The 20,376-nt window shown below is 57.1% G+C and carries 13 protein-coding genes and 7 pseudogenes; 13 read left to right on the top strand and 7 right to left on the bottom strand.

What is annotated here, in order from left to right; all coding sequences use genetic code 11:
• Positions 1-67: 67 nt before the first annotated feature.
• From JZM24_RS15810 to JZM24_RS15820, 3 genes and pseudogenes are all read right to left on the bottom strand, one after another.
• Positions 68-232 carry a hypothetical protein gene (locus tag JZM24_RS15810; RefSeq protein ID WP_215671262.1) on the bottom strand — a complete coding sequence of 55 codons (165 nt, stop codon included), beginning with the start codon at positions 230-232 and terminating at the stop codon, positions 68-70.
• 420 nt (positions 233-652) lie between these two features.
• Positions 653-991: pseudogene (locus tag JZM24_RS15815) on the bottom strand (CorA family divalent cation transporter); the annotation flags it as partial.
• A gap of 129 nt (positions 992-1,120) precedes the next feature.
• Entirely contained in the window at positions 1,121-2,737 is a 1,617-nt protein-coding gene (locus JZM24_RS15820; RefSeq protein ID WP_215670865.1) for a peptide ABC transporter substrate-binding protein, read from the bottom strand.
• Between the two features lie 145 nt (positions 2,738-2,882).
• Here JZM24_RS15820 and mpaA point away from each other — a divergent pair.
• A pseudogene (gene mpaA / locus JZM24_RS15825) lies at positions 2,883-3,605 on the top strand (murein tripeptide amidase MpaA).
• A gap of 46 nt (positions 3,606-3,651) precedes the next feature.
• Here the strand turns inward: mpaA and ycjG are convergent.
• Positions 3,652-4,575: an L-Ala-D/L-Glu epimerase gene (gene ycjG, locus JZM24_RS15830; protein WP_215670867.1), complete on the bottom strand. Its 924-nt coding sequence runs from the start codon at positions 4,573-4,575 to the stop codon at positions 3,652-3,654.
• A gap of 148 nt (positions 4,576-4,723) precedes the next feature.
• Here ycjG and tpx point away from each other — a divergent pair, with 148 nt between their 5' ends.
• Complete coding sequence (tpx, locus tag JZM24_RS15835) at positions 4,724-5,230, top strand: thiol peroxidase (RefSeq protein WP_215670869.1); 507 nt, start codon at positions 4,724-4,726, stop codon at positions 5,228-5,230.
• Here the strand turns inward: tpx and JZM24_RS15840 are convergent.
• Positions 5,208-5,474: pseudogene (locus JZM24_RS15840) on the bottom strand (PspA/IM30 family protein); the annotation flags it as partial. The gene tpx and the pseudogene JZM24_RS15840 overlap by 23 nt on opposite strands.
• 182 nt (positions 5,475-5,656) lie before the next feature.
• Here JZM24_RS15840 and pspF point away from each other — a divergent pair.
• The 5 genes and pseudogenes from pspF (at position 5,657) to JZM24_RS15865 (ending at position 11,799) form a co-directional block, all read left to right on the top strand.
• Positions 5,657-6,633 (top strand): annotated as a pseudogene (gene pspF, locus JZM24_RS15845) (phage shock protein operon transcriptional activator).
• Between the two features lie 280 nt (positions 6,634-6,913).
• The gene (locus JZM24_RS15850; RefSeq protein WP_215670871.1) at positions 6,914-8,635 is read left to right on the top strand and encodes an RAD23 family protein; all 1,722 of its coding nucleotides are present in this window, start codon (positions 6,914-6,916) and stop codon (positions 8,633-8,635) included.
• 60 nt (positions 8,636-8,695) lie between these two features.
• On the top strand, positions 8,696-9,523 hold the full coding sequence (locus JZM24_RS15855) for a hypothetical protein (protein WP_215670873.1): 828 nt from the start codon (positions 8,696-8,698) through the stop codon (positions 9,521-9,523).
• Positions 9,524-9,965: 442 nt separating this feature from the next.
• Positions 9,966-10,506 (top strand): annotated as a pseudogene (locus JZM24_RS15860) (TonB-dependent receptor domain-containing protein); the annotation flags it as partial.
• A 91-nt stretch (positions 10,507-10,597) separates the two neighbouring features.
• Positions 10,598-11,799 (top strand): annotated as a pseudogene (locus JZM24_RS15865) (IS3 family transposase).
• On the opposite strand, the gene JZM24_RS19870 reads toward JZM24_RS15865, so the two are convergent.
• Positions 11,796-12,170, bottom strand: coding sequence for a TonB-dependent receptor domain-containing protein (locus JZM24_RS19870; RefSeq protein WP_376775560.1), 375 nt, complete (start codon positions 12,168-12,170; stop codon positions 11,796-11,798). The pseudogene JZM24_RS15865 and the gene JZM24_RS19870 sit on opposite strands and share 4 nt — an antisense overlap.
• 7 nt (positions 12,171-12,177) lie before the next feature.
• On the bottom strand, positions 12,178-13,431 hold the full coding sequence (locus tag JZM24_RS15870; RefSeq protein ID WP_376775561.1) for a TonB-dependent receptor plug domain-containing protein: 1,254 nt from the start codon (positions 13,429-13,431) through the stop codon (positions 12,178-12,180).
• 640 nt (positions 13,432-14,071) lie between these two features.
• Here JZM24_RS15870 and sapA point away from each other — a divergent pair.
• The 6 genes and pseudogenes from sapA to fabI all read left to right on the top strand — a co-directional run bounded on the left by sapA (position 14,072) and on the right by fabI (position 20,359).
• Positions 14,072-15,749, top strand: a pseudogene (gene sapA, locus JZM24_RS15875) (ABC transporter substrate-binding protein SapA).
• Positions 15,746-16,705 (top strand): putrescine export ABC transporter permease SapB, encoded by a 960-nt coding sequence (sapB, locus tag JZM24_RS15880; RefSeq protein ID WP_215670876.1) that lies wholly within the window; start codon positions 15,746-15,748, stop codon positions 16,703-16,705. The pseudogene sapA and the gene sapB overlap by 4 nt, the downstream one beginning before the upstream one ends.
• Positions 16,692-17,582 (top strand): putrescine export ABC transporter permease SapC, encoded by an 891-nt coding sequence (sapC, locus tag JZM24_RS15885; protein ID WP_215670877.1) that lies wholly within the window; start codon positions 16,692-16,694, stop codon positions 17,580-17,582. The genes sapB and sapC overlap by 14 nt, the downstream gene beginning before the upstream one ends.
• Positions 17,582-18,574, top strand: a complete 993-nt coding sequence (sapD, locus tag JZM24_RS15890) for a putrescine export ABC transporter ATP-binding protein SapD (RefSeq protein ID WP_215670879.1) — start codon at positions 17,582-17,584, stop codon at positions 18,572-18,574. The genes sapC and sapD overlap by 1 nt, the downstream gene beginning before the upstream one ends.
• A gap of 2 nt (positions 18,575-18,576) precedes the next feature.
• Entirely contained in the window at positions 18,577-19,389 is an 813-nt protein-coding gene (gene sapF, locus JZM24_RS15895) for a putrescine export ABC transporter ATP-binding protein SapF (RefSeq protein WP_215670881.1), read from the top strand.
• Positions 19,390-19,570: 181 nt separating this feature from the next.
• The gene (fabI, locus tag JZM24_RS15900) at positions 19,571-20,359 is read left to right on the top strand and encodes an enoyl-ACP reductase FabI (protein WP_215671223.1); all 789 of its coding nucleotides are present in this window, start codon (positions 19,571-19,573) and stop codon (positions 20,357-20,359) included.
• Positions 20,360-20,376 lie beyond the last annotated feature (17 nt).

The raw sequence follows: 20,376 nt of genomic DNA on the forward strand, positions 1-20,376 counted from the left end.
CGCCAGCCCCAGCGCATGAGTCACTAGCGCTTAGTCGCGCGCAGGGCGTTATCCCGGCCTGGTGGCATTAGAAAAGATGCGGCGGGGGATCATTAATGGGATGCGGGTAGGGATTGTAGGGCGGCTCCAGCGGCGGTTCGGGCAGCGGCGTCGGGATCGGCGGCGGATCGATCGGAATGCTCATTCGATAGCGGATTATTGCGCTGCGGGCAAGGTAGGACTGGTTCATCATTGTGCTTCCCCTCTGTAATATGCGTCACCAGGCTGTCGCGCCATCGCTTGCGGCGTGATGCGTACGGCCGGTTTGCACCGGCTGACGCCATGGCCTTCACGGCGTGCTTTCTTAAAGCTTGTAAGCATTACGCGTCACAACAAGCGGGAGAAAGGCCATCGGGCGTTATTGCCACCTTTGGCGCACGGTGATGAATTGCGCAGATAAAAAATGCCGGGCTATTCACCCGGCATCATCTGAATTAAATATGCTATGCAATAATTCAAAAAAGGAAGTAAGACAATATGGAGCGCAACGCCCATCGCTTGACGTTGCATTCACCTGCGAAAGAGATCATGCCCCATATTGCCGCAACTATTATTGATATTGCTCAATTTTATGGCCAAAAAGACGCCACATCCACGGGTATTGCGCCGACAATTATAACCATCTGCGCTGTTTTAACCACCAGGCAACACCACCGATCACTATCACTAACACCAGACAAAACAGCGCAAACCCATAGCGTTCGCTATTACCCGGGATGCCGCCTAAATTCACACCAAATAGCCCGGTCAAGAACGTGGTCGGCAAAAATATCATTGCCATAAGCGACATGGTATAACTGCGTCGGTTAATGGCTTCCGCCATCAGGGAATTGATCTCATCGGCAACTACGGCCGTACGCGCAATGGCGCCGTCGATGTCATCCAGCCCGCGCACGAGACGATCGGCAATATCCTGCATACGCCGGCGGTCATCGTTCGTCATCCAGTTGAGCGTCACCTGTGGCCGCACAGCGCAACGAATGTGTCGTGCTGCGAGCGCCGGATCCCCGCCGGTAGGCGAAAGGCGGTGCCACCGCGGCTCAACGCACCGCGCCGACGTCACGGCGCGTGCGCTTGGCGATTAATGTTTCAACACATAGAGCGTTTGGCTATAAGCCACGTCTTCTGGATTGGTAATGGGATACCCTTTCAGCCAGGGCTTTATCAGGCGGCCGTTGGTAAATTGATAAATGGGCGCAATCGGCGCCTGCTCGGCAATCATGGCCTCCGCTTTATTGTAATCCTCGCTCAGCCGCTGCGGTTGCGTTTCCCGGCTGGCCTGCTGCAACAGCTGATCGTAAGCGGGATCGCTGAATTTGGCGATGTTACCGCTATGGGTTGAGGTCAGCAGCGACAAAAAGGTGGAAGGCTCGTTGTAATCGCCGATCCACGAAGCGCGCACCACGTCAAAGTTACCGGTATTACGGCTATCGATATAAGTTTTCCACTCCTGATTGACCAATTTGACATTGACACCCAGCGTTTTTTTCCACATCGATGCCACCGCGATAGCGATTTTCTGATTACTTTCCGAGGTGTTATATAAGAGGGTAAGCGTCAAGTGTTTATCCGGTCCATAGCCGGCGGCTTGCATCAAGGCCCGCGCCTGGACATCCAGCTCTTGCTGGCTATGCTGCTGCAGATAACCGGCTGCGGGTTTAAAACCGACCGTTACATCAGGGGTAAAGTGCCAGGCCGGCTTTTCGCCGGAGCCCACGACTTTGCCGGCAATGATACGTCGGTCAATGGCGTAAGACAGCGCTTTACGCACCCGTACGTCCTGTGTGGGTCCGCGCCGGGTATTGAAAGCATAATAATAGGTTCCCAGTTGGTCAGGCGTGTAAACCTGATCGGGGATTTGTTGCAGCAACTGCCGGTAGCGGTCTTTGGGAAACGATTCGGTAATGTCGATATCGTTGGCCATATAGCGGTTAAGCGCGGCAGATTCGGCGCTAATCGGCACAAAGGTGACCTGTGTCAGCACGGTATGTTTGTGATCCCAGTAATGTGGATTAGGATTAAGGACCAGTTTCTCATTGACCACCCGCTGACTGAGAACAAACGCACCATTGCCAACCAGATTGCCGACGCGCGTCCACTCCTGACCGTAGCGCTCAACCGTGGCGCGATTCACCGGGAACAGGCTAAAATTGGCGGCCAGGCTGACAAAATAAGGCACCGGCTTATCCAGCGTCACTTTCAGCGTATATTCGTCCGTGGCGCTGACCCCCAATTGCTCAGCGGGCAGTTTGCCGGCGATAATTTCACCGGCGTTCTTTAGTCCCGCAAGTTCGGCAAACCAGGAAAAGGTGGAATGATTGGCGGGATCAACGAGTCGGCGCCAGCTGTAAACAAAATCTTGCGCGGTCACCAGTTGGCCGTTCGACCAGCGCGCGTCACGCCGCAAATGGAAGACAAAATTCTGGTTGTCGCTGGTCTGCCATCTCAGCGCCACGCCTGGAATGACCTTACCCGTGGCATCCTGATTGACTAGCCCTTCAAACAGATCGCGGTCGACTTGCGCCTCAACCAAACCGACGGCTTTGATCGGATCCAGCGAGGAAGGCTCGTCTTTGATGTGGCGTACAACGTGTTGTACCTCCGCAAGCGTGGTACCGGGCGGTACAGTGGCGGCGTGCGTATTGCCGCTAACGGCGGCCAGCAGGAGAGCGCAAACTGCAAACGGGAAATGCGGCATAGACTGTTCCTTAGCGTTATGGCCGACTCCGGGCTAACCTCATCGGCGTTCAGGCAAAATACTCTGCGGAAACTAACACTGCGGGAAATTTTTCGGTAAAGTAATCGCTGTTAATGTAACTGATTATTTTCTGGCGGGATACAGTATGCAACCCTTTCGGCCACGATCCCAGCGCGGCGTCTTGCCGTCGTTAGGAAAATCTTATGGCACATCGGTGCTGGGTGCGCCATTGCTTTATCACCCAGCGGCCATGCCGGCGGTAGACAGCGGGCTGATTATCGCCGGCACGCACGGCGACGAAACCGCAAGCGTGACCGCGCTTTCCTGCGCCCTGCGTACCATCAGTCCGGGCACGCTGCGCCATCACCTCATTTTGGCCGTGAATCCGGACGGCTGCCGGTTTGGCCTGCGCGCCAACGCCCGGGGAGTGGATCTCAACCGCAATTTCCCGGCGACTAATTGGCAAAGCGGCGAGACGGTGTATCGCTGGAGTAACGCGGCGGAGGCTCGGGATATGGTGCTCGCAACCGGCGATAAGGCTGGCTAGGAGCCGGAAACGCAGGCGTTATGCCGGCTGATAGCCGAATTGCGTCCCGCCTGGATCGTCAGTTTTCATGAACCGCTGGCCTGTGTTGAGCAGGCGCCGTCGTCACCGCCGGCGCGCCATTTAGCGCAGGCATTTCGCCTGCCGCTGGTCGAGAGAGTGGGTTATCCAACGCCGGGGTCGTTCGGCAGTTGGTGCTGCGATCGCGCGCTGGCATGTATTACCGTCGAATTACCGGCCATATCTGCCGATGCGGCTACCGTTGATTATCTGGCGGCAATGGCGGCGCTGTTAACCTATTCCAACGCCGCACCGGTGCTTTGAAGGGTTAGTCCAGCGATATCGACCCGCACTGGAACGCCAGCGCCGACTACGCATCCATCGCCAGCCAGGTGGGGCCATCAAGATCGATAAAGCTTGCCTGCGGCGTGAGCGGCAGCGCCGCCGCAACGGCGCGCGAGGTACAAAGCATACACCCCAGCATGATAGCGAACCCGTGGTCTTGCGCCTGCCGCGCCAGCAGCAGCGCTTCGGTCAGGCCGCCGGTTTTATCCAGTTTGATATTGATCATTTCATAACTGCCCTGCAGCATTGGCAATTGGTCGCGCGTATGGCAACTCTCGTCGGCGCAGATCGGTAGCGGATGGATAAAATGCTGCAGCGCGGCGTCATGTTCCGCCGGCAGCGGCTGCTCCAGCATCGCCACCCCTAAATCCGCGAGCAATTGGCAGCGCGTCGTCAAACCTTCGGGCTGCCAGGACTCATTGGCGTCTACAATTAGTGTGGCTTGAGGCACTGCGGCGCGAATGGCCACCATGCGCTCGGTCAAAAGATGGTCGTCAAGTTTGACCTTCAACAGGCGTGCGCCCTGCTCCCAGCAGCGCCGCGCCGCTTCCGCCATCTGCTGCGGTTCGTCAATACCCAAGTTCTGCGCCGTGGCAATCCGCGTCGGCAGCGTTACGCCTGCGTATTGCGCCAGCGTTTGGCCGGCCATCTGCCGTTCCAGGTCCCATAGCGCACTGTCGATGGCATTGCGGGCCGCGCCGGCGGGCAGCAACTGCAGTAAAACATCCCGGCTCACCCCATGTTCAACACCGTGCAGGACGCTGTTAATCTGGCCGATAACGGAGGACTCGGTTTCGCCGTAGCGGGGATAAGGGGTACATTCGCCGATACCGTGCAGCCCATCCGGCTCGATGTCCACCACCACCCGGGCTTCGGTACGCTCGCCGCGCGAGATGACAAACGGCGTTCGCAGCGGCCAGGCCTGCGGATAAAAACGCATTACTCTCATCGGGCATCCTCGGATCAATCAGCGCTAAATCAAAAGTATATCGGTAAAAGGACGCCTTTCGGCTGCGGGAAGAAGAAATTTCGTATTTCGGTGTATTTAAGATTATTCTGTTAATGACTTGTACACTTCACCAAAAAGGATGCGATTCATGTCTGAGACTATCACCTTGAAAGGTCAGCCGGTCACCGTTACCGGCACATTTTTAACGCCGGGCGCCAAAGCACCGGATTTTTTATTGGTCAGCACCGATTTGTCCGATGTCACCTTGAAAAGTTACGCCGGTAAACGCAAGGTTCTCAATATCTTCCCCAGCGTCGATACCGGCACCTGCGCCACCTCTGTACGTAAATTCAATCAGTTGGCGGGCCAGCTCGACAATACGTTGGTACTGTGTATTTCGGCCGACCTGCCGTTTGCGCAGAAACGCTTTTGCGGCGCCGAGGGGCTGGAGAAAGTTATCCCCCTTTCCACCCTGCGCGATGCGCAATTCCGGCAGCATTATGGCGTGGCAATTGACGCAGGTCCGATGAAAGGTCTGGCGGCACGCGCGGTGGTTGTGCTGGATGAACACGACACGGTCATTTACAGCCAACGGGTTAGCGAGATTGCCTCAGAGCCGAATTACGATGCCGCGCTCGCTGCGCTGCAGGCCTAAGCGCCCGAAACGCCAGTTCCGCTTTGCTTTGCCACTCCGCCTGCTGGGTGTCTGCTTGTTCAATGCGGCGCAGCAGCTGTTTCTTTTCCGCCAGGGCCTGCGCAGACGTCGTCCTGACCTCCACCAGCGTATCTTCCATTTCCTGAATCATCAGGCGCACCAGTTTTTGCGGATCCTCCGCCTTATCCAGCAGTGCATTGATGTTAGCGTTAACGATGTCGGTAAAGCGGGAAAAAATGCCCATAGTTATTATCCTCTTAATGTCGCACAAATTTGTCTGGCTACTCACACCGTTTCACTTGTACATTTTTCGTGCCAACCTTTGCTAATCAAGCATCAATATGAAATATAATGTTTTTTTCAATTTGACCTGCGCCAAGCTTCGGCTATAGTGGTGATAAACACTAATTGTTGGTGAAATTAACCATGTCTGAATCCCCACACGATCCGCTGCTCGGTCAGTCGAATGACTTTTTGGAAGTGCTGGAGCAAGTGTCGCGCCTCGCCCGGCTGCAAAAACCCGTGTTGGTGATTGGCGAACGCGGCACCGGCAAAGAGCTTATCGCCCGCCGGTTGCATTACCTGTCGCCGCGCTGGCAAGGCCATTTTATCTCGCTCAACTGCGCCGCGCTCAATGAAAATCTGCTTGATTCCGAGCTTTTCGGCCACGAAGCCGGGGCGTTTACCGGCGCGCAAAAACGTCACCAGGGTCGGTTTGAGCGCGCCGAAGGCGGCACTCTGTTTCTGGATGAGTTGGCAAACGCGCCGATGATGGTCCAAAAAGCTGTTGCGCGTCATTGAATATGGCGAGCTGGAGCGCGTCGGGGGCAGTCAGGCACTGCAAGTGGACGTCCGGCAGGTCTGTGCCACCAATGCCGACCCTGGCCATGGCCGGCGATTTTCGGGCCGATCTGCTCGACAGGTTGGCGTTCGATGTGGTGGCCCTGCCGCCGCTGCGGGCGCGCCCGGACGACATTATGGTAATGGCCGAACATTTTGCCATCCAGATGTGTCGCGAGCTGGAGCAACCCTTATTTCCGGGCCTCAGCGTAGAAGCGCGCCGCAGTCTGCTCGGCTACGGCTGGCCGGGCAACGTGCGCGAGCTGAAAAATGTCGTGGAACGGTCACTTTATCGCCATAACAATAGCGAGCACCCTTTGAGCCAAATTATTATTAACCCTTTTAGATCGGTGCGTCTGGCCCCGATTGCATCCCCAGCAACTACCGCGCCTTCTCTGCCGCTGGACTTGCGCGCCTGGCTGCAGCAGCAGGAAAAACAGTGGCTGGAAGAGGCGCTGGCCCGCACCCACTATCAACAACGCCAGGCCGCCGAACTGCTGTCCCTGAGCTATCATCAACTGCGTGGCATGATGAAAAAACACGGTATTAAAGCACGTCCCTGAGCTATGCCCATAGCGTTTGGAACTTTGGCAGGCTGTGCAATGTCAGCGCCCGCGTCACGCTATTTTGTTAACGCCTTATTTAACCGTTCGCTATTGCGCCGTGCCGTCGCGCTACCTAAAATCCGCCAGGCTAAATTGATTTTCATACCTATCGCGTCGCTTCTGCCGCTAGCGCCGCGTGCAGGATCACTGACGTTTGATAACACCTTTTATTACCTACTTCGGCAGCGCCCGCCGCCGCCGCGACGATCATCTTTTTTAAACCAGGGAGTGGTTAACTATGCCTGCATCGCTTCAACATCATCGTAAGACCACCGGTTTATTTCAGCATCAGCAAAGGCGCACAGAGCCGCCATTGCAGGAAGTATTACTTCATCTGGCGCAGCAACCCGGCGATGCTGATAAGTACCGGCGGACCATCAATTATTTGGGCCTTATTAGCATTATCACCCATATTGGTGCCGTCGCTGCGCAGCCTGAGCGGCCATCGGCGTTTACCGGCGGGCGGGCCTCAGCGCGTCAGCGGGCGGCGGATGAGGGGGTTCATGGCAATGCCACTGCCGATACCGCCGGTCCTGGCGCTTGGGCGAAGCGCCGGTTGACCGGCATGCGCAGTTCGACGAGCCATGGCTTGTCGGCCCCCTTGACTGCGAAGGAAGCGTTGCGTTATGAAACGACGCCATCAATACTGTCCACCACCATGCCGGTCCTGGAGCAGATTGCCCCCCAGACGCAGCAAAACGCAGCGCGTGACAAACGTCAACCAAGTGCCCACCACCGGCGGCATGCCGCGCATCGTGCGCGCAAACACAAGACAAAGCCAGCGGCGACCCTGGCACGCAAACCCGTTTTAGCGTCAGCGGAGGTTTCTGCCGCAGACATCATTCGCTCATCTGCTGCAAAACCGCCCTCTACCTCTGCCGTGCAAATGCCCGCTAATTCCCTTATGGCGACGGCCATGACACCTGCAGCTAACCTCATGTCCGTATCCGGCGCCCATCAGCAAAACTTGCGCGATCGGCGGCACACCGCCTACCGGCCTGGCAGAGCCTGGGACCAGCCTGTGCACCCTCACTCTGACTTGCCTCCCTGTGAAGATCTAGACGGCCCACCCAGCCGTCTACCTGATGCATCAAAATCATTATTCTTCTTGACTGACACGAATTTTGACTTGCCTCCCTGCCCTTCTCTTACAGGCCCCCACGGCCGTCAACCCGATACGCAGGCACCCCCCTTCGCCACATCCGGCAAAACCGCTCATTATCTGCCCTTACACATCGAGTCGGTGGTGACAACCTCAACCGCTTTGTCCTCCTGTCTATTTTCGCAGAACAAGCACGTCTGCGCTGTCACTAAGGCGGGGAGCTTTTTCTTTAGCGGCTATTTAGCGCACTGGCTATATCAGTCTGTTACAGCCCCATCGCATGGCGTACCGGCGAGTCCGCCGCCCGCCTTGGATCCGCCGCCTGGCGCAGACCTGCAGTCCGACCGTCAGAACGCGCCAGCAATGGATCCAGTACCGTCAGCAGTCACTGCACCGGTGTCAGAAGCGGCACTCTTGACAGTTAAGACTCCGGTGTCAGAATCGGCACTCTCGACAGTTAAGACACCGGGATCAGAAGCGGCACTCGCAGCAGTTAAGACTCCGGGGCCAGAAGCGGCATTCGCAGCAGTTAAGATTCCAGCGCCACAAGCCGCATCAATGGTGGTGGAAACGCCGGCAACAAAGACGGCGCCGGCGTCGGTTGCGCTATCGCAGGCGTCCACGGGAGCGGGTTCTTTATCCCTTACCGCGTCAGGCCTGCCAATACCGCTGCTTGATGGGCAAGCCCCGGCGCTTGTAAGCGTCATCGCTCTGGCGACGGCGACGCCTGAACCGCGTGACCCCGCTGGCTCATTCACCGCCATCGACATGGCGCATTCAAGCCATCTGACGCGCCCGGCAGCTCCCACCTGGTCGGAAATGCTGCAACATATCACGCTGCATTACGCGCACATCTAGTATGAAAACTTTATCGGCGACGAGCGCTGGTTAGCCATGAACTACGTTCAGACACGGGCCATGACGGAAGATTTTTACACACACTATTTTGATCCGCTGCTGTATGACATCTTTTCCACAGTTGGTCGTGGACATGGCATCTCCCTGCCAGCATTACTGGAGCACATTCATTTGCGACTGGCGAAGGAAACGGCGGAAGTAAGCAATCTGAACGCACTTCTCAATATCGGCCTGATGGACGGCTATCGGCGTCAGATAAATCAAATCCGCCACACGCTGGCAGCCACATTTCCTGCGGTGCTGGTGAGCCACGCCCCCACGCCGACAACGGCTGCCGGGCACGCCACTGAGTCCCCGACGGGCAACGCACCGGCTGAGCCCCGCTTCTCATCCCCGGCGGCGAATGAGGCTTCGTTCCCCCTAAGCCGCGCGACAAACGGGCTCTACGCTGATATCGACTGGCGCCTGGAGCGGATTACCAGCCAACCTCTACATCAGGCGTTGAGGGCGCATTTTCTGCAACGCCATAGGGCTACGGCCGCGCCATTGCGCCTTTCTCCGCGCTTCCAGGCGCTGTGGACGGAAGCCTGCGACCTGGTAAACCGTGCGATCGCGGATGACGACGTCCAAACCTACTTTATGCAACACACCAGCGCCAGCGACTATCTTAGTCGTTATACCACGTCGCTGTACCAGACTTGGGTAAAGGATATTGACGATAGCGACGCCCCGCTGTCTGCCGTGGCGGTCGAAGAGAGCCCGGATTTTACGATGTTGTTTTCCCCGCACTTACGGCAGCAGGATACGAAATATCGGCAATCTGTCACCGAAACATTGGCGACGCTTGTGATTTATGAGCACCTTCTGCCGGATATGGTGCGATGGTAAAACGGCGTCAAAGCCGCCCAGCTGACGCTTTCGCCCGCCCTGCTTGATGAGTTAATGACCACGCTGCGGGCGCTACCCGCTACGTAGAACTGACGCGGTAAGCGAGAACGGGCTCCGAGCGGCTTGCGCATGACTGTAAACGCTTCTCTGCGCGCAACGCCGCGCAGGGTTGCCGCATCTGCCGTGGGCGCCGCTTTGGCGCCTCTTTGCCGACAGTTGAGGGGAATATGGGGCAAATGACGTGTTTCAAGCCCCGGCGGTGGTAATGATGCTGGTGAAAGTCAGCGAACCGGTTCAAAACCCTTTCTGCGGTGCTGGTGAAAATAAGCGAACCAGTTTAACGCCCCGGTGGCGGTGCTGGTGAAAAAAAGCGAACCGGTTTAACGCTTCAGCGGCGGGTCCGGGCGCCAGACAAAAAAAGCCAGCACCCTGCTCCTTCAGCACGGCTGCGTTCTACAACACCTATAAGAATTTCATCGACTATACGCGTTACAGCAGGTCCAGCAATCCGGAGAAATTTACCAATATCCCCAGTAATATCTATATTGCTTACCAGGCGGAAAACCGCGATAAAGCCTATATCTACGGCGGTGAAGTCAGCGCGCGTTTCAACTTCGGCACCTGGTATCCGGCGGTTGACGGCCTGCGTGCCCGGCTGGCGTTCGGTATGGCGGAGGGAGCAGCCAAGTCGGACTATCTGGGCGATAAATATGTGGATTTGGACAGCGATGCGCCTCGTCGCCGGTGTGTCGTATGACGATCCAGACCAGCTGTATGGCGCTGCGCTGACGGCAACCTTTAATAAAGTAAAACGGGCAAGCGCCACTAATCGCCAGAGTTATACTAATACCGGCAGCGACATTACCGAATCCACGACGGAATATATGCGGGTGCCGGGGTATGGTTTGGTGGACTTAACGGCCTATTATCGTATTACAAAAAACGTCAATGTAAGCGGCGGGTTATACAATATTACCGATCGGTGATTTATCCCCCTGAAACACCAGACAGTAGCTGTATCTCCAGATAAGAGATAGGCTTGAATATATGTCTAACACTAACGCCAATCTTGATATGACCGGGATCCTGTTAGGTCAAGAAGTCCGTAAACGTAAAACTCCTCAGGAAAAAATGGCCATTATTCAGCAGAGGATGGAGCCCGGCATGAATGTCTCCCATCTCGCACGACTGCACGGTATCCAGCCCAGCCTGCTGTTTAAGTGGAAAAAGCAATATCAGGAAGGAAGCCTCACCGCCGTGGCTGCCGGGGAGGACGTTGTTCCTGCCTCTGAGCTTGCAGCTGCATTGAAGCAGGTCCGGGAGCTCCAGCGCCTTCTGGGTAAGAAGACGATGGAGGTTGAGATCCTAAAAGAAGCCGTGGAGTACGGCCAGTCACGAAAATGGATAGCGCACGCGCCCTTGTTGCCAAAGGCCGGGGAATAGCACAGGTCAGCCGCGCCATGAGCGGGTCGCGTGCGCCGCTGTCACTGCGGATTAAGCGTTCTGCCGACTGGCAGGACAGGCGCTGTAACCGGCGTAATGACGAAGCAGACGCTGAAATACTGTCGGACATCCTCGACATCATCAGCGATATGCCCAGCTACGGCTATCGGCGGGTGTGGGGCATCCTGTGTAAACAACGTCGCGCAGAGGGACTGACGCCGGTAAATGCGAAACGACTTTACAGGATCATGTGTGAGCATAACCTGCTGTTATTACATTGAAAACCAGAGCGGCCGAGGCGTGAGCATAAGGGCAGGATCGCGGTGGCAGAAAGCGATATGCGCTGGTGTTCAGATGGCTTCGAGTTCGGCTGCGACAACGGTGAAAAACTGCGGGTCACCTTCGCACTGGACTGCTGCGACAGAGAGGCCATAGACTGGTCTGCGAGCACTGTAGGCTACGACAGTTCGACCGTGCAGGATGTGATGCTGATGTCGGTAGAAAAGCGCTTCGGCGACAGGTTACCCGATACAGCGGTGCAGTGGTTGACGGACAACGGTTCAGCGTATACCGCGCATGAAACGCAGAGGTTCGCCAGAGAACTGGATCTGGAGCCCTGCACAACAGCGGTGAGCAGCCCGCAGAGAATGGCCGAACGGTTCGTGAAGACGATGAAGGAAGACTATATCGAGTTCATGCCAAAACCGGATGCGAGAACAGCCCTGCGAAACCTTGCAGCAGCGTTCACGCATTACAATGAAAACCATCCGCACAGCGCGCTGGGATATCACTCTCCGAGAGAATACCGGCGGCAGCGGGCTTCGTTAACTTAAGATACAAAAGCTGTACGGAGATGGCGGGGCAAGATCAAGCTGAGGTTCCATGATCCGTACATCTGGCTGGCATTGGGGAATTGCGCGCCGCGTTTGTACTGAATATAGGTGGTCAATCGGGGCGTAAGGTCGTACAGGAAACTCAGGGACGGCAAGACCTGCGTGTCGCTGAACGAACCATACAGCGTCTCCAGTTCATCGGTGGTAAGCGTGCTATTGGCCAGGTTAAACAAGTCTTTCGGTTTGGTGCGCTGATAGGCTACGCGCACCCCCGGCACCACGGAGAAATCATGCCCCGCCAGGTCCCAGGTCATTGTATCCTGTAAGAAGGCGCCGAGATTCTCGCTGGTGCTGTTAGCTTCCGGCTGCATGATGTAACTATAGGAGCTTTGGTCGTGGCTCCTGACTGAACGGGCGTTCGGTATCTGAGCGCCGGGCATCAATACCCCAGCGGAAGTCATGGATGCCCCACTCTTTTTCCATATTGCTGGTGATACCAAAACTTTTGCTATCGTAATTGGAATAGGTGGTCACCAGGCTGGTGCCGGTGGTGGACGGTCCCTTGGTCCAGTCGTGTGCTTCGGTGTTTTGATAGAAAACTTTGGTATCAATGGTGTCAACCCAGGCAACATCGGGATGCCACATATCATTCAGGCTTGCCGTCCAGCGCCGTGTCTGGCTGGTTTGCTGATTGGCGCCGATGACGGCGCTGTCGACGGAGTTCCAGGCATCGTAATGAGTGTGGTTGGTTTTATGGTAATAATCGACGGTGCCGGTAAGCAGATGATTATCATTCATCTGCCAGCTGCCCGGGGCCAAAAAGGTGTTTGAGTGCCAGTTAGCCGGCGCTACGTCGACACTGTCGCTATTATTGCGGGTTTCCTGGCCGTCCAGGCGGCTAATGACCACCAAACCGCGCAGATATTCATCGCCGCCGGCGGCCGTGATGCCGTTGTGCCAACCGCGATTCGCCGAATCATAATCGCTCTGATAACCGAAATAGCCGGATTTGGTCGGGGAAAGATAATCATCGGCGCTTTTGGGCCGGAACGACACCGCACCGCCAATAGCCTGATTGGCGCGCGTGACGTCGGTGACGCCGGAATCGATGCCTACCGCGCCGTACATATAGGGGTAGATATAATCTCGCCCGATGACGAAGGTGCCAGAACCCGCGCGGCTAACGTAGCTTCTTCCGGTGGCGTTGGGCAATTCTACGCCGTCCACGTCAATTGAGACACGGTTGGCCTCCAGGCCGCGGATGTTATAGCCCGTATAGCCGCCGCGGTCAAAACCGCTTTTGCCGGTACCGGTTCCCGTGGCGGCGCCGGTGGCGCTGACCAGCGGCTGATAACGCATTATGGTGCCGAAATCATTGCCGCCTTCTTTTTGCAGCTCGCTGGCGCTCAGGGACGTTTTGGTGCCCGATTCCTTTTTTATTTTGCTGGCGACTACCCGAATTTGATCTTCTTTACTGTTCGTCTCGCTGGATATCGTCGGTTGAGCGGTTACGGCGGTGGTGGTCGCTACGGTCTCGGCAGCCAATGCGCCGAAGGCCGTACCGCCCATAATGCCGGTGAGCAAGATCTTATTCAGACGCGCTATCTGAATTCCCCTGTGTTGCATAGTCATTAAGCAATCTCCAATTGACTGACATTTATTATTGTTAAAGCTGATTTGACGGCATGGGTGGGCCCTGCAGATGACAGTACGCAGATGAAATACACTCTCTTTTTTGCGGCTCCCTCTCTTCACACTGGCGATATTGGGGTGCCCACATTGACTTGCGCAGGGAATGAACAATAACCACACTCAAATGATAACTATAATTATTATTATAATTTGTGAATGATACACATTATTATCTATTGTAAGGAAGATCTTTTCGCAAAATTTACCCGCATAGTGAAAACTGACCGCCCGCACGCGGGGCCCTCGGGTGCGTTTTGAGCGGAAAAAAGGCGGAAAGACCGTCAACATCAGCGGGAATAACCCGCGTTCAGGCTGGAAACATGCGGCTTTCTGCGCGTCGGCATTGGGAGGTGGGCCAGAGTAAGGTAAACTCAATAGATTACTGGCAGAAATAAAGTGGTTTATGTCGACACAATCTGATTACAGTTGGGCGCGGGCCGCCGTGACGCTGTTGGCGGGCGTGCTGCTGACGTCCGGAACGGTCCGACTCGCCGCCGCCGATGAATCGGCCGATAAAAGTGACATTGTCACTGAAAAACGCGTCCCCGCCGCGCTCAATGCCATCGCGGTGCACAATGGCATGGTCGCGACGGACGAAGCCGGCGATATTGTCCCCGCTGTCGGTCCTGCTCTAGTGCCAGCGAGCGGCAGTCCGGTTGCCGGTCCCGCGCCGTTGCCCGGGATCCGCCAGAGCGGCTTTGTCTATTGCGTCAGCGGGGTGGTCAATACGTTTAACCCGCAGATGGCCAGCAGCGGCGTCACCGTTGATACGCTCTCCGCGCAGCTTTACGATCGGCTGCTGGCGGTCGATCCCTACACCTACCTTCTCATCCCCGAGCTGGCGCAGCGTTGGGAAGTGTTGGATAACGGGGCGACCTATCGCTTTCATTTGCGCAAAAATATCGTCTTCCAACACACCGCCTGGTTTACGCCAACCCGCACGCTGAATGTGGACGATGTGGTGTTCAGCTTCGCGCGCATGTTTGATACCCACCACCCCTGGCACGGTGTCAACGGCGGCAATTACCCCTATTTCGACAGTTTGCAATTCCCGCAAACGGTGCAAAGCGTCAAACGTATTGACAACGAGACGGTGGAGTTCCGTTTAGAAAGCCACGACGCCTCGTTTTTATGGCATTTGGCGACCCATTATGCGCCGGTATTGTCGGCGGAATATGCCGACCAGCTGACCGCCAGCGGCCACCAAGAGCAATTGGACCGCCTGCCGGTCGGCACCGGGCCGTTTATGCTCAACGAATACCACACCGGTCAATTCATACGGCTTAGCCGTCATCAACAGTATTGGCGTGGCCTGCCGCGCATGGTCCAAGTGGTTATTAATTTGAGCAGCGGCGGCATCGGCCGCCTGAGCAGCGGCGGCATCGGCCGCCTGTCGCGGCTGCTGACCGACGAATGCGATGTCCTGGCCTATCCCGCCGCCAGCCAGTTGTCTATCCTGCGTGATGACCCCCGCCTGCGTCTGACGTTGCGCCCCGGGATGAACATCGCTTATCTGGCGTTTAATACCCGTAAGCCGCCGCTCAATGATGTTCGGCTCCGGCACGCCATTGCGCTGGCTATTAATAATCAACGGCTGATACAATCCATCTATTACGGTACCGCCGAAACCGCGGCTTCGCTGCTGCCGCGCGCGTCCTGGGCTTATGATAATGAGTCGCGGGTAACCGAATATAATCCGGCGAAGGCGCGCGCTATTCTGCGCGAGCTGGGCAAGACATCGTTGCCGCTTAATCTGCTGGTGCCGACCGCCTCGCAATCCTATAATCCCAGCCCGATGAAAACGGCCGAATTGATTCAGGCCGATCTGGCGCAGGTGGGCATCCGTTTGACGATTATTCCCGTGGAGGGGCGCTTTCAGGAGGCGCGGCTGACCGCCGTAAATCACGATATGCCCCTCTTTGGCTGGTCCACCGACAGCAACGACCCGGACAGTTTTTTCCGTCCGTTGTTGAGCTGCGCCGCCATCGGTTCGCAAACCAACTATGCACGCTGGTGCGATCCCGAGTTTGATGCGCTGCTGCATAAAGCGCTGTTTTCCCAGCAGCTCGCCAGTCGTATCGATGCCTATCATGACGCGCAGCAAATGCTGGCACAACAGCTGCCGGTGCTGCCGCTGGCCTCGTCTTTGCGCCTGCAGGCCTACCGCTTCGGGATCCCGCGGTTTGGTGCTCAGCCCGTTCGGCAATGCGTCCTTCGCCGGCGTTTATCGCGATGAACGACAGGAACAGACGCCATGATAATTTTTACCCTGCGCCGGCTGGTATTGCTGTTAGTGACACTGTTTCTCTTATCCCTGGTGGGTTTTTGTCTTAGCTATTATACCCCCGGCGCCCCGCTCGGAGGCGCGGCGCTAATCGACGCTTATCGCTATTACTTCTGGAGCCTGTCTCACGGCAATTTTGGCGTCTCCAGTATTAACGGTCTGTCTATCGGCGTGCAGCTCGGCGAAGTATTTCCGGCCACCATGGAGCTGTGCCTGCTTGCGTTTTTGCTGGCGCTACTGGTCGGTATTCCCTTGGGTATTATCGCCGGCGTGGCGCGCGGTAAATGGCAGGATATCAGCATCTTCGCCCTGCTTGGTCTGTCGATGCCGGTTTTCTGGCTGGCGCTGCTGCTGACCCTCTATTTTTCCCTGCATCTGGGCTGGTTCCCGGTCGCCGGGCGCTTTGACCTGCTGTATCCCGTGCAGCGCATTACCGGCTTCGCCTTGCTGGATGCCTGGCTGTCGGACTCCTCCTACCGTAATGAAATGATCCTCAGCGCGCTCAAACATATGGTGTTGCCCATCGCCGCGCTGGCAGTGGCGCCGACCACCGAAGTGGTGCGGCTGATGCGTATTAGCACGGTTGAGGTGATTGGCCGCAATTACATCCGCGCCGCCGCGACCCGCGGGCTGTCGCGCTGGACCATTGTGCGCCGCCATGTGTTGCATAACGCCCTACCGCCGATTATTCCCAAACTGGGGCTGCAATTTTCCACCATGCTGACCCTGGCCATGATTACCGAAGTGGTGTTCAGCTGGCCTGGCCTGGGCCGCTGGCTTATTATGGCCATCCGTCAACAGGACTACGCCGCCATCTCCGCCGGCGTGATGGTGGTGGGCGCGCTGGTGATTTCCGTCAATGTCCTGGCGGATGTGGTCGGCGCGCTGGCGAACCCGCTGCGCCATAAGGAGTGGTATGCCCTCAGATAATGTTTACCGCGAGAAGCGCATGCCCGAGCCGCTGGTGCAGCTATGGCGACGCTTTTACCACGACGCCCTGTCGATGCTGGGGCTGTACGGTTTTGCCCTGCTGATCCTGCTTTGCCTGTTCGGCACGCTGTTTGCGCCCTATCATCTGGATCAGCAATTTCTGGGCTATCATCTGCTGCCACCTTCCTGGTCGCGCTACGGCGACGTATCCTTTTTTCTCGGCACCGATGATCTGGGCCGCGATGTGCTGAGCCGGTTGCTGGCCGGCACCGCCCCCACCTTTGGCTCGGCGCTGGTGGTGACCCTGGCGGCGGCGCTGGTCGGTCTGGCGCTCGGCGTGCTGGCCGGCGTCACCCGAGGTTTGCGCTCGGCGGCGCTGAATCACGTGCTGGATACCGTGCTGTCCATTCCCTCTCTGCTGCTGGCCATTGTCGTTGTGGCGTTTCTCGGTCCCCGTCTGGAGCATGCCATGCTGGCGTGCTGGCTAGCGCTGCTGCCGCGTATCGTGCGCACCGTCTATACTTCCGTTCATAGCGAGCTGGAAAAAGACTATATCCTGGCGGTGCGGATGGATGGCGCATCAATGCCGCATATTCTGCGTTATGCGGTGCTGCCCAATATCGCCAGTCAGTTGGTGTCAGAGTTCACCCGCGCCTTGTCGATGGCGGTTTTGGATATTGCCGCGCTGGGGTTCCTTAATCTGGGCGCGCAGATGCCTTCGACGGAATGGGGCGCCACGATGGACGACCAGTTAGAGCTGGTGTATGTCGCGCCCTGGGCGGTGATGCTGCCGGGCTGCGCCATTATGCTGAGCGTGCTTATCGTCAATATATTTGGTGAAGGCGTACGCCGCGCCATGGTTGCGGAGGTGGAGTAATGCCGTTATTGGATATTCGCAATCTCACCATCGAGTTTATGACCCCTGAAGGGCCGGTGAAGGCGGTGGATCACGTGAGCATCACTTTAAGCGAAGGGGAAGTCCGCGGTCTGGTCGGTGAATCCGGCTCCGGCAAGAGCCTTATTGCTAAAGCGATCTGCGGCGTGACCCGCGATAACTGGCGGGTTACCGCCGATCGCTTCCGTTTCGATGATATCGACCTGCTGGCCTTAACCCCGCGTCAGCGGCGCAAGGTGGTGGGTCACAACGTATCGATGATTTTCCAAGAGCCGCAATCGTGCCTTGATCCGTCGGAACGCATCGGCCGGCAGATAATCCAGGCGATCCCCGGCTGGACCTATAAGGGTCAATGGTGGCAGCGATTCGGCTGGCGCAAGCGGCGCGCCATTGAGCTGCTGCACCGCGTGGGCTTTAAGGCCCATAAAGCGATTATGCACGCCTACCCCTACGAGCTGACTGAAGGGGAATGTCAGAAGGTCATGATTGCCATCGCGCTGGCCAACCAGCCGCGGTTGCTGATTGCCGACGAACCCACCAACGCCATGGAGCCGACCACGCAGGCACAGATTTTCCGCCTGCTGGCGCGCCTTAATCAAAATAACAGCACCACAATTTTGCTGATAAGCCATGACCTGCAAATGATGAGCAAATGGTGTAATCGCATCAACGTGCTCTATTGCGGCCAAACGGTGGAGAGCGCCCAGAGCGAGGATTTGATCGCCACGCCGCACCACCCATATACCCAGGCGTTAATTCGGGCGATTCCAGACTTTGTCCGTTCCATGCCGCCCAAAAGCCGGCTGAATACCCTGCCCGGCGGCATTCCGTCGCTGGAGCATCTGCCAATCGGTTGCCGCCTGGGGCCGCGCTGCCCATATGCGCAAAAAACCTGCATTCAGGAACCGCCGCTGCTGCCGGTGAAAAACCACTTTTTCGCCTGCCATTATCCGCTCAATCTGGAGGAGCAATAAGCATGGAAACACTGCTTGAAGCCCGTAACCTGAGCAAAACGTTTCGCTATCGCACGGGTCTGTTTCGCCGTCATCAGGTGGCCGCAGTACAAAACGTCAGCTTCACCCTGCGTGAAGGTCAAACGTTGGCCATTATCGGTGAAAACGGTTCTGGCAAATCGACGCTGGCGAAAATGCTGGCCGGTAGCGTCGAGCCCAGCGCCGGTGAGATCTTGATAGACGACCATCCGCTGCATTATGGTGATTACCGTTATCGTAGTCAGCGAATCCGCATGATTTTCCAGGATGCCAGCAACGCCCTCAATCCGCGCCAGCGCGTCGGCCAGTTGCTGGATGTGCCGCTGCGGCTGAACACGACGCTTGCCGGCGACGAACGCGAGCGGGCCATCAACACCACCCTGCGCCAGGTCGGCCTGCGGCCGGATCACGCTTACTACTACCCGCACATGTTGGCGCCGGGGCAAAAACAGCGCGTCGGTCTGGCGCGCGCGCTGATTTTGCAACCCAAGGTTATCGTGGCGGACGAGGCGCTGGCGTCGCTGGATATGTCGATGCGCTCACAAATCATCAATCTGATGCTGGAGCTACAGGCGAAAAAAGGAATTTCGTTTATTTACGTGACGCAACATTTGGGCATGATGAAACATGTAAGCGATCAAATCATCGTGATGCAAAACGGTGAAGTCGTGGAGCGTGGCAGCACCGCCGATGTGCTCTCGGCGCCGCTGCACGAGTTGACCCGCCGGCTTATCGCCAGCCATTTCGGTGAAGCGCTGACCGCCGATGGCTGGCGGCGCGACGGCGCCACGCCCTAAGCGCGCGCCCTCACCCAGTGGCGCGCCCGACGTTAAGCCCCCCGCCGCGCGGGGCGCGAGACTACACTCCGGCGAAAGATTCATGTTACACTTCGCCGGGTTTATTAACGACGAACGTTGCTTTACGGATTGACCGCGGGGCACACGTTCGCATGAAATAATGATCACAAGGATTAATGCTATGGGTTTTCTTACCGGTAAGCGCATTCTGGTGACTGGCGTTGCCAGTAACCGTTCAATTGCATACGGTATCGCTCAGGCTATGCACCGTGAAGGTGCGGAGCTGGCTTTCACTTATCAGAGTGACAAATTGAAATCACGGGTGGAAGGCTTTGCCGCCGATTTCAATTCCAGCATCGGGCTGCCGTGCGACGTGGCGGAAGATGCCAGCATCGACGCGCTGTTCACCCGTCTGGCCGACGTCTGGCCGACCTTTGACGGCTTTGTGCACGCCATCGCTTACGCGCCAGGCGACCAGTTGGACGGCGACTATGTGAACGCCGTGACTCGGGAAGGTTTTGCCATCGCGCACGACATCAGCGCCTACAGCTTCGTTGCCATGGCCAAAGCCAGCCGGGCAATGCTTAATCCCAACGCCGCTCTGGTGACGCTGACTTATCTCGGTGCGGAACGCGCCATCCCCAATTACAACGTTATGGGCCTGGCAAAAGCTTCGCTGGAAGCCAACACCCGCTATATGGCCAACGCCATGGGCCCGCAGGGCGTTCGGGTGAATGCCATTTCCGCAGGCCCCATCCGTACCATGGCCGCTTACGGCATCAAGAATTTCAAAAAAATGTTGTCCCACTGCGAGTCGGTGACGCCTATCCGCCGCGTGGTGACCATTGAAGATGTCGGCAACACCGCCGCTTTTCTGTGCTCCGATTTGTCGGCAGGTATCACCGGCGAGGTGGTGCATGTGGACGGCGGCTTCAATATCGCCGCCATGAACGAGCTCAGTCTGGATTAATTCCCCCGGGGCCGGGC

This window comes from Candidatus Sodalis endolongispinus (genome assembly GCF_018777395.1).
Taxonomy (GTDB): Bacteria; Pseudomonadota; Gammaproteobacteria; order Enterobacterales; family Enterobacteriaceae; genus Sodalis_B; species Sodalis_B endolongispinus.

Excerpts from the sequence above, each read along its gene's own strand:
- JZM24_RS15810 (WP_215671262.1), bottom strand. The coding sequence starts at position 232 with ATGATGAACCAGTCCTACCTTGCCCGCAGCGCAATAATCCGCTATCGA.
- JZM24_RS15820 (WP_215670865.1), bottom strand. The coding sequence starts at position 2,737 with ATGCCGCATTTCCCGTTTGCAGTTTGCGCTCTCCTGCTGGCCGCCGTT.
- ycjG (WP_215670867.1), bottom strand. The coding sequence starts at position 4,575 with ATGAGAGTAATGCGTTTTTATCCGCAGGCCTGGCCGCTGCGAACGCCG.
- tpx (WP_215670869.1), top strand. The coding sequence starts at position 4,724 with ATGTCTGAGACTATCACCTTGAAAGGTCAGCCGGTCACCGTTACCGGC.
- JZM24_RS15850 (WP_215670871.1), top strand. The coding sequence starts at position 6,914 with ATGCCTGCATCGCTTCAACATCATCGTAAGACCACCGGTTTATTTCAG.
- JZM24_RS15855 (WP_215670873.1), top strand. The coding sequence starts at position 8,696 with ATGACGGAAGATTTTTACACACACTATTTTGATCCGCTGCTGTATGAC.
- JZM24_RS19870 (WP_376775560.1), bottom strand. The coding sequence starts at position 12,170 with ATGCAGCCGGAAGCTAACAGCACCAGCGAGAATCTCGGCGCCTTCTTA.
- JZM24_RS15870 (WP_376775561.1), bottom strand. The coding sequence starts at position 13,431 with ATGACTATGCAACACAGGGGAATTCAGATAGCGCGTCTGAATAAGATC.
- sapB (WP_215670876.1), top strand. The coding sequence starts at position 15,746 with ATGATAATTTTTACCCTGCGCCGGCTGGTATTGCTGTTAGTGACACTG.
- sapC (WP_215670877.1), top strand. The coding sequence starts at position 16,692 with ATGCCCTCAGATAATGTTTACCGCGAGAAGCGCATGCCCGAGCCGCTG.
- sapD (WP_215670879.1), top strand. The coding sequence starts at position 17,582 with ATGCCGTTATTGGATATTCGCAATCTCACCATCGAGTTTATGACCCCT.
- sapF (WP_215670881.1), top strand. The coding sequence starts at position 18,577 with ATGGAAACACTGCTTGAAGCCCGTAACCTGAGCAAAACGTTTCGCTAT.
- fabI (WP_215671223.1), top strand. The coding sequence starts at position 19,571 with ATGGGTTTTCTTACCGGTAAGCGCATTCTGGTGACTGGCGTTGCCAGT.